The organism is Mycobacterium sp. ABE4_509, assembly GCF_056160785.1.
Map to the genome: position 1 here is coordinate 1 of NZ_JBSWXU010000153.1, position 12,270 is coordinate 12,270.

The following is a 12,270-nucleotide window of genomic DNA, read 5'->3' on the forward strand; positions in this document are numbered from 1 at the left end:
CGGTATCGGCCAGCACGGCCCGCACGTCGCCCAGCGCAGTCGCCGGGTCGGCTGCGGGGTCGGCCGACCAGCCCGGCCCGACCAGCGCCTGCAGCCGCCGGATCGGCGCGGCCAGGCTGTCGACCAGCCCGGTCGGCATCACCAGCCGCCGGCGATGCGGTCTCCGGCGGCTCCGTCGGCGACCTCGTAGGCCTGCGCTGACAGGTGCGCGGCGACCATCGACTCGGTCAATGTGCGGCTCAGCCCGCCGAGGGTGTCGGTCTCACGCGCCACGGCGCGGCTCAGCGCGGCCAGGAAGGCCGCGCCGACCGGACCGAATGCGGCCGCGTCGGAGCCGACGTGGCCCAGCCGGGCTGCGGCTGCCTGCAGGTCGGCCGCATGCCCCGCGGACGCGGAACCGTAGGCGCGGACGGCGTCGGTGTCGGCGGACAGGCGGACGGTCATATGAATTACGACGCCGCGAGGCCGCTGTCGGTTCCACCCGGTGTGCGATCAGGTGTGCCCCCGCCGTTGCGGCGGGGGCACACCTGGTGCGGCCGGGACCTCAGATCCGCGGCGGGGGCGGCGGCGGTGGCCCCGGATGCGGCGCCAGAACCGGCGGGTGCGGAGCGGGCGGTCCGACGACCGTGGCAACCGGTCCGGGGTGGTTCGGCGGCGGGGGCGCGGCATTCGCCACCGCCGCGGCGGCCGCACCTCCGCCGGCCAGGATTCCCAGACTGACTGCCGGGATCGCGATGTACCGGCCGATTCGACGGGTGAGGGTGCTGTTCATGGGTTCTCCTACTGAGAGTTCCTCAATCTTTTGGCCGGCGTCTGCGCCGACACCATTACTGTGCCGCGACCGCTGCGGCGGGTCAGTCGGTTGAACGGACCATGCAGCGGAGGAACCTGCGCTCCGCCGATCGGGGGACGCGGCGACGTCCGGGCCGGTCAGGCGGCAACACCGGTGCAGAACGGGCTAAGGTCGGAATCCATGGATGTGCGCGTCGTCGACCACCCGCTGGCCGCTGCGCGGCTGACCACCCTGCGCGACGAGCGCACCGACAATGCCGCGTTCCGCGCCGCGCTGGGCGACCTGACGATGATGCTCGTCTACGAGGCCACCCGCGAGCTCGAGACCGACACCATCGCGGTGCGTACCCCGCTGGCCGAGACGGCCGGTGCGCGGCTGGCCAAGCCGCCGCTGCTGGTTCCGGTGCTGCGTGCCGGGCTCGGCATGGTCGAGCAGGCCCACGCGTTGATCCCCGAGGCCCGGGTCGGGTTCGTCGGCGTTGCCCGCAACGAGGACACCCATCAGCCGATGCCGTACCTGGAGTCGCTGCCCGGTGATCTGAGTACCCAGCCGGTCATGGTGCTCGACCCGATGCTGGCCACCGGCGGATCGATGGTGCACACCCTCGAGTTGCTCTACGCCCGCGACGCCGTCGACATCACCGTGATCTGCGTGGTGGCCGCGCCCGAAGGTATTGCCGCGCTGGAGAAAACGGCTCCCGAGATCCGGTTGATCACCGCGACGATCGATTCGGGGCTCAACGACATCGCCTACATCGTCCCCGGTCTCGGCGACGCCGGCGATCGCCAGTTCGGCCCGCGCTGAATCTCGGCCCGCCGCGGCCGGAGACCACATACCTTCACGGGCCACCGACGGTGTCCGGGATGCGCTGGTCGCTCGCGACCGCGCCCGATCACCGCCACCGGTATCGGGTTCTCGGCCGGCCGGCGTTGCCGTAGACCGTGTGGCGATCAACGATGCCGTCGTCGGCCAACCGCTCCAGGTAGCGCCACGCCGTCACGCGCGACACCCCGACGTGCCTGGCTGCCTCCTCGGCGGTCAGACCGTCCGGTTCGTCACGCACCGCCCGGGCGATACCGTCTGTCGTGTGCGGCGCCGCACCCTTGGCCGTTCCCGCCTTCTCAGGCACCCTCAACTCGGCCAGCGCGCGGTCCACCTCGGCCTGGCTGGCGGCGTCGGCGCCGGTCGGAAGTGCCGCGCGATAGCGGGCCTACCGTTCGAGGCGATCACGGAATGCTGCGAACGTGAACGGTTTCAGTAGGTATGCGAGCGCACCGTGTCCGACCGCTGCGCGCACCATCTGCATGTCCCGTTGCGCGGTGATCGCGATGATATCGGGTGCGGGGCGCAGCGTTGACAGCGACGACGCCAAGGCGATCCCGCTGGAATCGGGCAGCCCGAGGTCCAGCAGTACCAGACCGACCGGGTCGCCCTCGGCGGCGGCCTCCGATGCGACGCGCATCGCCTCGCGCGCCGTGGCGGCCACCGCGGCAACTGTGAAGCCTTGCAGCCGGCCAACATACGTGCGATGTGCCTCGGCGATCAATGGGTCGTCCTCGACGATCAGCACCGAGATCTCGGTCATGTCCGCCCGAATCTGGCCGTCACCACCGAGCCGACGCCGTCGTCGGTTGTCAGGGTGCCCCCGTGGCGCGCGATCACCTGCGCCACCAGCGCGAGTCCGAGGCCGCGGTGGTCGTCGCCGGCGGCCGTCTTGGTCGAGTAGCCGCGCTGCATGGCCTTGGCGAAGGTCAGCTCGTCCATGCCGGGTCCGCTGTCGGCGACCCTGATGAGCAGCCGGCGGTCGTCCTGGTTGACGGTGACCTCCACCCAGGGATCGTCACGATCGCAGGCGTCGAGCGCGTTGTCGATCAGGTTGCCTACCACGGTGACCATCTCCTGCCCGCTCAACGGCACACTGTCGGCGTCGGAAGGCAGTTGAGTGTCCTCCGTGATGGTCAATGCGACACCTCGCTCGTCGGCCTGTGCAACTTTTCCGAGCAGCAGTGCCACCAGAGCCGGTTCGCCCACCGCCGCCGACAGCCGATCCACCAGGTGCTGGGAGAGTTCGAGTTCGTGGGTCGCGAACCGCACGGCGTCCTCGGGGCGGCCCATCTCCACCATCGTGATGACAGTGTGCAGCCTGTTGGCAGATTCGTGGGCCTGTGCGCGCAGGGAGTCCGTGAGGATCTTCAGCGAACTGAGTTCGCCCAGCGCGCCCTGCAATTCGGTGCGGTCCCGGATCGTGACGACCTCCGAGCCGGTACCGGAGACAGTGGACCGGTTCACCACGAGCACCCGGTCGTCGGTCACATGCACCTCGTCGCGTACACCGGGGTCGTCGGCGCGCAGAAACGCTGGGAGATCCGAGCGACGCACTGGTCCGGCCGGCAGTCCCAACAGGCGGCGTGCTTCGCCGTTGACCAGGCCGACCTCGTTGCGGTCCAGCACCACAAGGCCCTCGGTCACCGAGTGCAGGATGGCGTCGTAATTCTCGTACATCAGGCGCAGCTCGTCGGGCCGCAGGCCGTGGGTCTGATGCATGAGACGCCGGTGGATCGCCCAGGCGCCGAGGAAGGACAGCGCCAGCGCACCTGCGCCGAGCGTGCCGATCTTCGCGACGTGAGCGTGCCACCTGCCGGCCAGCGTCTCCGGAGCGACGCCCGCGGACACCAGGCCGAGGATCTCGCCTGCGTCGTTGCGCACCGGTACCACGGCATGCACCACCGGAGCCAGCCCCCCGGGACGGACCCCGGTCAACGTTTCGCCCGCCAGCGCCGGTGCCACCGAATCCGGGTACTTCGTGCCGATCCGGTGCGGATCGCTGTCGGTGAGTCTGGTGCCGTCGCGGCCTACGACCGAGACGGATTCGATGCCGGCCTGGGACTGAATCCTCTCGGTCAGCGGCTGTAGAGCCTCAGTCACCCATGGTGATTCGAGGGCGGCGGCGGTGGAGGGCGCCTCGGCGAGCGCCGTGGCGATCCCGACCGTCTCCGCACGCGCCGCGGCGATGCTGTGGCGACGATCCTCGACGGCCGCGAGCACACTGCCGCCGAGTATCACGACCGCAACGACGGCGATCAGTAGGGCAACCATCTGACCGGCCAGCGTGCTGGGTCCCCTGAGCGCCAACGATGTCTCCTGTGAACTTTACGAACAAAACCGTGACACGCCCGCTGTGTACGCAGAACATCGTGTCAGAACAGATCCACTCGTGAACCTGAGGTTCAAATGAATACCGCGGGCAACCGTGAGACTAGTGAGGCAACTGACCGCACTTTCCGTCCTCGTCGACAACGCGACCGGAGCCACTACCTCTACATCGGAGTGGTCGTCGGCGTCGCCGCGGGTGCCGCCGTTGGCGGCCTGGCGCCGCACGCGGGCGCGGCGCTCGGAGTTCTGGGCACGACGTTCGTCCACCTTGTCGCGATGATGATCGCCCCGATCGTCTTCTGCACCATTGCATTGGGTATCGGATCGGTACGCAATGCCGCCACGGTCGGCAAGGTCGGAGGGCTGGCCCTGGCTTACTTCCTGGTGGTGTCGACATTCGCCCTGGCACTGGGCATCGTCGTCGATGACCTGTTCAAGCTCGGATCCGGCATGCACGTCACCCTGTCGGGCAGTCAGGCTCACGCGGCAGCCGGCCTCGCCGACACTGCGCAGACCTCGGGAGGCGTCACCGGATTCGTCGCGCAGATCATCCCGACATCGTTCTTCTCGTCGCTCACCAGCGGCGATGTATTGCAGGTCGTGTTCGTGGCACTGCTTTCCGGCTTCGCTCTGCAGGCGATGGGCTCGGCCGGTCAGCCGATCCTGCGCGGCATCGAGCACCTCCAGACACTGGTGTTCAAGGTGCTCGCCATGATCCTGTGGCTGGCCCCGATCGGGGCGTTCGGCGCGATTGCCAGCGTGGTCGGACAGTCCGGATGGGGCGCGCTCACTGAGCTGCTCACGCTTCTGGTGGCCTTCTACCTGACCTGCGCGGTATTCGTGTTCGGTGTGCTCGGCGTACTGGTGCGGGTGACGGGCGGCGTCTCGATCGTCCGTCTCATGCAGTATCTGGCACGCGAGTACATGTTGTGCTTCGCGACGTCCTCGTCGAACGCCGCCATGCCGCGCCTGATCCCGAAAATGGAGCACCTCGGAATCGAGCGCAGCACCGTGAGTGTCGTCGTGCCGACCGGATTCGCATTCAACCTCGCCGGCACCGCCATCTACATCACCATGGCCGCGGTGTTCATCGCCGACGCGCTCGGCAAGCCGATGTCGATCAGCGCCCAGGTCAGCTTGCTGCTGGTGATGGTCCTTGTGTCCAAGGGCACTACGGGCGTCGCGTCCGCCGGCCTCGCAACGCTGGCCGGCGGATTGCAGGTGGACCACCCGGACCTGGTCGAAGGGGTCGGCCTGCTTGTCGGAATCGACTGGTTCATGTGCCAGGTCCGCACGGCAACGAATTTCACCGGAAATGTGGTGGCCACGGTGTGCATCGCGGCATGGACCAACACGCTCGACCGGGCCCGGATGGACGCGGTGTTGTGTGGCGATGCGCCGTTCGACGAGCTGGACATGTTCGATGAGCGCGCCGACAGCAGCGCGGAGCCAGCACCAGCGCCTGCCCCGGCCTGCTGACGCCGACGCATGACGAGCACGGCGACCTCGCTGCGGTCCTGGGTCCCCGGCATCAGGGGGCTGGGAGTTGCTCGGTGTGGGTCCGGCGCGGCTAGGGCCCTAGGTCCCCGGAATCAGGGGCCCTCGGCGCTGCCGGTCGCCCGCGATGCGCAGCTACGTTGTGCCGGTGCGGGCTGCGGCCAGGCGTATCCGAGGTTGCCCACGGCGACGACAACTGAAGAAGGTGTGAGAAGCGGATGAAGAACTACAGCAACACTGTGGGTGGACGCTCCCGGGGCGCCGATTCCGACGATGCCGAGGAACTGCTGTATGCGACGTTGAGCGGCATCGCCGACGCGCTCAACACCGATCCGGTGCTCAACCGGGAGATGACCGGGGTACTCGGTCCGATCGATGCGGTCGTCGCGATCAGGACCGAAGACGATGCGATCGCGTGCTCGATCGAGATCGCCGATGCGACGTTCACAGTGCTGCGGGGGATCTGCCGCGCCGACGCCGGTGCCACCCTGGTCTTCGATTCGGCTCAGGAGTTCGCCGCCTACGTCACCGCCGACCACGACGAGGCGATCAGGATGTTCCTGGCCAGCCGGGTGCGCCTGGAAGGCAACCCCGCGGTGTTCGGATACGTCAGCTACCTGACCTCGCTGTTGAGCCGCACCGAGGATGTGCAGGCCTACCGGGAGCAGATCGACAAGCACCAGCAGGCCGCGCTCGACGCCGCCGCCGAAGCCGGTGAGCCGCAGCGCGACATGCAGGTCCACCGGGTGCGGGGCCGGCTTCGCGGGGAGAACGTCGACCCGGGCGTGAAGTATCTGCGCGAGCCCTTCCTGTCGGAGTATGTGCTGGAGGACTTTCCGCGGCTGGCGAAGTTCCGCCGGCAGCACTACGACACCATGCCGGAGGTGACCGCCGAGCAGGGCAAGTTGCTGACCGACTTCTACGTGGCCAACGGTTTCGAGACCCGACCCGACGGATCGCCCTGGGATCCCACCCTGCGTACCGCGCGTGCCTTCGAATACCTGATGCAGCACAAGGAACCGCTGCTGCGCGAGGGCGGGCTGCTGGCCGGCACCATCACGCCCAATCCGATCTGCGGATCCGTCCAGCAGCCCTACACCGTGGGCTGGTCGATCTGGGGTGAGATGACCACCCTCGCCGACCGGGAACTCGACCCCTTCCACATCGGCGACGAAACCCGGGAAACACTGCACCGCTACGTCTTCCCGTTCTGGATGGACAAACACCTGGTGCAGGTGTGGAAGCAACAGAACTTCTATCCGCTGTCGGCGAAGATCAACGACCGGATGTTCTGTTTCAACCTGTGGAGCCTCAACTCGCTGAATCCCGGCAGCCCCGGCTTCGAGCGGGTGGTCCGTGAGGGCCTGCACAGCATGCGCGACGAGATCGTCGAAAACATGGCTGCGCAAAGTGATTCGGCAGCCGGAGCCGAGCAGGTCGACCAGGACCGGATGAACACCTGGGAGGCGATGCTGGCGTCCATCGACGGTGTGCTCGCCTACACCCGCAACCTGGCGGACATGGTCGCCGGACAGGCGGCTCAGGAGAGCGACCCGGTCCGGGCGGCGGAACTGAACACCATCCACGCCAACCTGTTACGGGTGCCCGGCGCTGCGGCCCAGACCCTGCACGAAGCGGTCCAGTCGATGTGGATCATGTTCATCGCGCTGAGCCTGGACAGCATGGACGACGACATCACCGTCGGGCGCCTCGACCAGATCCTGCAGCCGTATTTCGAGTCCGACCTGGCGAAGCTGCCCGGCGATCAGCACGACGCCTACATCAAGCAGGCCATCGAGCTGGTCGGATGCCTGTTCCTGCGCTTCACCAGCCATCGGATCGCCGCGGCGACCATCGCCTCGTGGCAGAACTCGGGCGCTCCGGGCGTCGCCTCGGTGTGCGTGGGCGGCGTCGCCGCTGACGGCACCGACGCGGTCAACGACATGACCTACATCGTGCTGAAGGTCGCCGAGATGCTGTCGCTGGACGACCCCGACATGGACGCGCGATACATGGTGGGCGTCAACAGCACCGACTACATCCGCCGGGTGGCCGAGCTGAACTACATCACCAGCGGGACGCCGTCGATCCACAACGACAAGGCGATCATCGACTCGTTGTGCCAGCACGGCTGGAAGGTCGAGGACGCCCGGGAGTGGGTGCCGTGCGGATGTGTCGAACCGGTGATCCACGGCAAGCATTTCGCCTCGACCGGGGACCTGGACTCCAACCTGATGGTGCCGCTGACCATGGCCCTGTACAACGGCTACCACCCGACCGCCCGGTGGGACTTCGGTCCCAAGACCGGCGAACTCGACTCCTTCGCGACGTTCGAGGAGTTCTTCGCGGCCTTCGAGACCCAGTTCCGGTTCATCTACCACGAGGCGATCGAGGCGTCGCATCAGATCCTGCGGACCCAGCAGCAGATCATGCCCGCCCCGCTGTACTCGGTGACCCTCGAGGACTGCATCCCGTCGGGCCGCGGCATGACCCACGGCGGCGCCCGGTACAACTCCTCGGGTGCGGCCTTCATCGCCCTCTCGGACGTCACCGACTCGCTGCTGGCGATCAAACAGGTGGTGTTCGACGAGCACAAGTTCACCCTGGGCCAGTTGCGCGATGCCATCGACGCGAACTTCGAGGGCTACGAGGTGATGCACGCCCACATCATGAACCGGGTCCCGAAGTTCGGCTCCGGTGATCCGGCCGGCCGCGAGATGGTGGGCCGGATAACCCGCATGGTGGCCGATTTCCTGCACGGTCAGGACAACGGCCGCGGCGGGCACTACAGCACCGGGTACCGCACCAACAACAACCACACCGTCTACGGGCGGGTGTCGGGGGCCTCCCCGTCCGGGCGCCTGGCCGGCACCCCGTTCACCTCGGGTCTCACCCCGAACCCGGCCGCATCGAAGAATCCGCTGGACACGTTCAACGACGTCGCCAGCATCGATCCGCTGACCTGCGACAACAACTACACCCTGAATGTCCGGTTGTCGTTCTCCAACAAGGACTCCCACAAGCAGAACGTCGACCACATCGCAAGCTACGTGCAGGCCTACTTCGTCAACGGCGGCATGCAGGTCCAGTTCAACATGGTCGACAGCGACACGCTGCGCGACGCGATGGCACACCCGCAGTTCTATCCCGATCTGATCGTGCGGGTGTCCGGGTACACCGGCTACTACACGCGCATGCAGCGGGATCTGCAGCTGGAGATCTTGGGCAGGACCGAGTTTGTCATCTGACGTGCGCACGGCCGACGCCGACCCGGGGGTGGGTCGGCGGGTGCCCTATGTGTTTTCGCTGAAGCACAATTCGCTCGAGGACGGCCCGGGTATCCGGTCGGTGATCTTCCTCAAGGGATGCAACCTGAACTGCGCGTGGTGCCACAACCCGGAGAGCAAGCGCCGGCGCAATGAACTGTCCTTCGACCAGGGTGCGTGCATCGGATGTCGGGAGTGTCTGCCGGCGTGTCCGGCCGGCGCGCTGCGCGCCGGTGATGTCTCGGCCGGGCAGGCGCCCGTGCTGGTCGACCGGCAGGCCTGCACCACCTGTCTGCAGTGCGTGGATGTCTGCCCGACGAAGGCGCTTTCGGCGGTGGGCCGGTCGGCCGGGGTCGACGAGTTGGTCGACGAGGTGCTGCGCTACAAGACGTTCATCGTCGCCTCCGGCGGGGGTGTCACCCTCTCCGGCGGTGAGCCGACGCTGTTCACCGACTTCACCTCGTCGCTGCTGGCCCGGTTCAAGGCGCAGGGGCTGCACACCCTGATCGAGACGAACGGCCGGTTCCGGTTCGAGGACTTCGCGGCCGCGATCCTGCCGCACACCGACATGATCTATTTCGACCTCAAGATCGTCGACCGCGACCAGCACCGGCGCTATTGCGGCACCTCCAACGACACCATCCTGGAGAACTTCGTGCGGCTGCACCGGATGTCGGAGTCGGGCGGGTTCACCGTGGTTCCCCGCACACCGCTGATCCCGGACGTCACCGACACCGACGAGAACATCGCAGACCTGGCCCGGTTCTACGCCGAGCACGGCGTGACCCGCACGGTGGTGTTGAAGAGCAATCCGCTGTGGGCCGAGAAGTACCCCAAGCTCGGTGTCGGTGGGGGACTGATCGACCTGCAGGCGCCGCGGGGTCTGTACCCCAAGGCGCGGATCGAGGAGCTGTCGAAGATCTACCGCGACCACGGTGTCGAGGTGACCACCGGCTGAGCTCCGCCGAACTGGCATTCCAGCAGGCCCGCACTCGCACTTTCGCTGCCGGAATGCCATTTCGGCGGGTGTGGGGGAATGGGGGTCACCAGGTGGCGACGTCGGCGGCCACCGCGGCCATCAGCTCGTCTGCCCGGCTGCGCGCCACGGCCAGCTCCCCCTCGCAGCGAACCTCGATGTAGGACTTCAGTTTCGGCTCGGTTCCCGACGGGCGCACCACGACCCGCACCGACGCCCGGTCCTCGGCGGCGGTGAACACCAGTGCGTCGGTGGCCGGCTGCAGGTCCGCCGTCGACACCGGAAAGCCCGCCAGCCGTTCCGGCGGATCGGCGCGCAACCGGCTCATCAGTTCGGCCGCCGCCTGCGGTGACGGCACCCGCCGGGTGAGCGCCGTCGTGGTGTGCACACCGTGGCGGCGGGCCAGGGCGTCGAGCGCATCGAACACCGTCAGGCCGCGCTCGCGCAGCGCAACCACCATGTCGCACATCAGAACCGCGGCGCTGATGCCGTCCTTGTCCCGCACCGCGGCGGGGTCCACGCAGTGGCCGATCGCCTCCTCGTAGGCATAGAGCAGCGTGCCGGGCACCTGCTCGTCGGCGCGGGCCAGCCACTTGAAGCCGGTCAGCGTCTCGACGTGGCGGGCGCCGTGGAACGCCGCGATCCGCGCCAGCATGCGCGAGGACACCACCGTGCTGGCCACCACCGCCGACGCCGGATCCGCGCACCTGGAGAGCAGGTAGTCGCCGAGCAGCCAGCCGGTCTCGTCGCCGGTGAGCATCCGCCAGCCGGCCGGTGCCGGCGCCCCGACGGCGCACCGGTCGGCGTCGGGATCCAGCGCGATCGCGACCTGTGCGTCGACGTCTGCGGCCAGGGTCAGCAGCGCGTCGGCGGCACCGGGTTCCTCGGGGTTGGGGAAGGCGACGGTGGGGAAGTCCGGGTCCGGGGCGAACTGGTCGGCGACGACGTGCACATCGCCGAATCCGGCCAGGGCCAGCGCGTCGAGCGCGTACTCACCGCCGACGCCGTGCATCGGGGTCAGTGCCACCCGCACCGAGCCGGCGGTGCGGCGCACCGCGGCGGCACGTTCGAGGTAGTGGCGCAGCTGCACGGCTCCGGAGGCGGCGACGGGGCCGCGGCCGATCTGGTCGGCGGGCGGCGCGGCCGCGATGGCGCGCTCGATGTCGCGGTCGGTGGGGGAGACTATCTGCAGCCCGCCGGGGAAATACACCTTGTAGCCGTTGTCGGTGGGCGGGTTGTGCGATGCGGTGATCTGCACCCCGGCCGCGGCGCCCAGCTCGCGTACCGCATAGGCCACGACCGGGGTGGGCACCGCGGTGAACATCAGCGTCACCGGGAAGCCCTCGGCGGCGAACACCTCTGCGGCAGCACGGCCGAACTCGGCGGACCGGTGCCGGGCGTCGTAGCCGACGACGACGTGTCCGCCGCCCAGCGACCGGTTGGCGAGGACCCGCGCCACCCCGGCCGTTGCGCGCAGCACGACCGCGAGGTTCATCCCGTTCGGCCCGGCGCGCAGCGGGCCGCGCAGGCCCGCGGTGCCGAACGTCAGGGGGTGGGCGAACCTGTCGGCGAGTTCGTCGTCGGTGCACGCCGACAGTTCGGCGGCCGAGCCGGGGTCCGGGTCGTGGGCTACCCAGTCCCGCACCTGCGGCGGCCAACGCGTCATGAGCTCACCCCACCACGAAACCGGCGCTACGGGCGACCCCGTGCGCCGACCGGTCCAGGTGCCGTCCCGGGTGCGGCTGTCCATACTTGTGCCCGAGAGATGAAGTGGACGCGGCAGCTACTCAGGTGGGCGGTGCTCCTGGCGGTCACAGCCGGGGCCACCGTTGCACTCGCGCTGCTCGGCGTGCCCTCGGCGGCGCTGTTCGCGGCGCTGGTGGTGGCGATCGTGCTGGCGCTGCTGGCGCTGGGCCCCGCCGGTGTGCCGCGCCGTCTCGGCCTCGCCGCCCAGGGGACGCTGGGCGTCTACATCGGCACGATGGTGCAGGACGACGCGCTGGCCGCGCTGGGCGACGACTGGGCGGTCGTGCTCGGAATCGCGGTCGCGACGCTGCTGCTCAGCGTCGGGGCCGGCGCGCTGCTGGGGCTGCGCCGCGACGTCACCCCGGTGACCGGATCGTTGTCGCTGGTCGCCGGTGGCGCCTCCGGGCTGGTGGCCATCGCCCGCGAGCTCGGCGCCGACGTCCGCGTCGTCGCGGTGCTGCAGTATCTGCGGGTCGGCCTGATCACCGCGTCGATGCCCGTCCTGGTCACCGTCGTCTACCACTCCGACCGGGCGGCGCGCACGGTCACCGACCCCGGCGCCGCGCCGGCGGCGCCGTGGTACCTCAGCCTCGGCATGCTCGTCGCGCTGGTGCTGGCCGGTTCGACGTTGGGCCGGCTGATCCGGCTGCCCGGTGCCGGGCTGCTCGGCCCGCTCGCGCTGACGGTGGCGCTGGAGGTCAGCGGGCTGTCGTTCGGTTTGTCGGTGCCGGCGCTGCTGGTGCAGGCGGGCTACATGCTGATCGGGTGGCAGGCCGGGCTGGCGTTCACCCGGGAGTCGTTGCGGGCGGTCGGCCGGCTGCTGCCCGCCGCGCTCGCGC

Annotated in this window: 9 protein-coding genes and 1 pseudogene; 5 read left to right on the plus strand and 5 right to left on the minus strand. The window is 68.9% G+C overall.

Translation table 11 applies throughout. The features are described 5' to 3' along the window. Nucleotides 1–138: 138 nt before the first annotated feature. Both ACXAID_RS23655 and ACXAID_RS23660 read right to left on the minus strand, forming a co-directional pair. Nucleotides 139–444 carry a type VII secretion target gene (locus ACXAID_RS23655; RefSeq protein ID WP_475024620.1) on the minus strand — a complete coding sequence of 102 codons (306 nt, stop codon included), beginning with the start codon at nt 442–444 and terminating at the stop codon, nt 139–141. A gap of 100 nt (nt 445–544) precedes the next feature. Then, the gene (locus ACXAID_RS23660; protein ID WP_475024621.1) at nt 545–772 is read right to left on the minus strand and encodes a hypothetical protein; all 228 of its coding nucleotides are present in this window, start codon (nt 770–772) and stop codon (nt 545–547) included. Between the two features lie 201 nt (nt 773–973). Here ACXAID_RS23660 and upp point away from each other — a divergent pair, with 201 nt between their 5' ends. Beyond that, complete coding sequence (gene upp / locus ACXAID_RS23665) at nt 974–1,597, plus strand: uracil phosphoribosyltransferase (RefSeq protein ID WP_475024622.1); 624 nt, start codon at nt 974–976, stop codon at nt 1,595–1,597. Nucleotides 1,598–1,685: 88 nt separating this feature from the next. On the opposite strand, the pseudogene ACXAID_RS23670 reads toward upp, so the two are convergent. Both ACXAID_RS23670 and ACXAID_RS23675 read right to left on the minus strand, forming a co-directional pair. Further along, nucleotides 1,686–2,378: pseudogene (locus ACXAID_RS23670) on the minus strand (response regulator). After that, complete coding sequence (locus ACXAID_RS23675) at nt 2,375–3,889, minus strand: sensor histidine kinase (protein ID WP_475024628.1); 1,515 nt, start codon at nt 3,887–3,889, stop codon at nt 2,375–2,377. The pseudogene ACXAID_RS23670 and the gene ACXAID_RS23675 overlap by 4 nt, the downstream one beginning before the upstream one ends. A 135-nt stretch (nt 3,890–4,024) precedes the next feature. Here ACXAID_RS23675 and ACXAID_RS23680 point away from each other — a divergent pair, with 135 nt between their 5' ends. From ACXAID_RS23680 to ACXAID_RS23690, 3 genes are all read left to right on the plus strand, one after another. After that, nucleotides 4,025–5,425 carry a cation:dicarboxylate symporter family transporter gene (locus ACXAID_RS23680; RefSeq protein WP_475024623.1) on the plus strand — a complete coding sequence of 467 codons (1,401 nt, stop codon included), beginning with the start codon at nt 4,025–4,027 and terminating at the stop codon, nt 5,423–5,425. Between the two features lie 236 nt (nt 5,426–5,661). Beyond that, nucleotides 5,662–8,691 (plus strand): pyruvate formate lyase family protein, encoded by a 3,030-nt coding sequence (locus ACXAID_RS23685; RefSeq protein ID WP_475024624.1) that lies wholly within the window; start codon nt 5,662–5,664, stop codon nt 8,689–8,691. Continuing rightward, the gene (locus ACXAID_RS23690; protein ID WP_475024625.1) at nt 8,681–9,667 is read left to right on the plus strand and encodes a glycyl-radical enzyme activating protein; all 987 of its coding nucleotides are present in this window, start codon (nt 8,681–8,683) and stop codon (nt 9,665–9,667) included. Before ACXAID_RS23685 ends, ACXAID_RS23690 begins: the two co-directional genes overlap by 11 nt. 85 nt (nt 9,668–9,752) lie before the next feature. Here ACXAID_RS23690 and ACXAID_RS23695 read toward each other — a convergent pair whose 3' ends face one another. Beyond that, nucleotides 9,753–11,351, minus strand: coding sequence for a phospho-sugar mutase (locus tag ACXAID_RS23695; RefSeq protein ID WP_475024626.1), 1,599 nt, complete (start codon nt 11,349–11,351; stop codon nt 9,753–9,755). Between the two features lie 99 nt (nt 11,352–11,450). Here ACXAID_RS23695 and ACXAID_RS23700 point away from each other — a divergent pair. Then, nucleotides 11,451–12,270 (plus strand): AbrB family transcriptional regulator (locus ACXAID_RS23700; protein ID WP_475024627.1); only part of this gene is annotated, 820 nt, incomplete at its 3' end.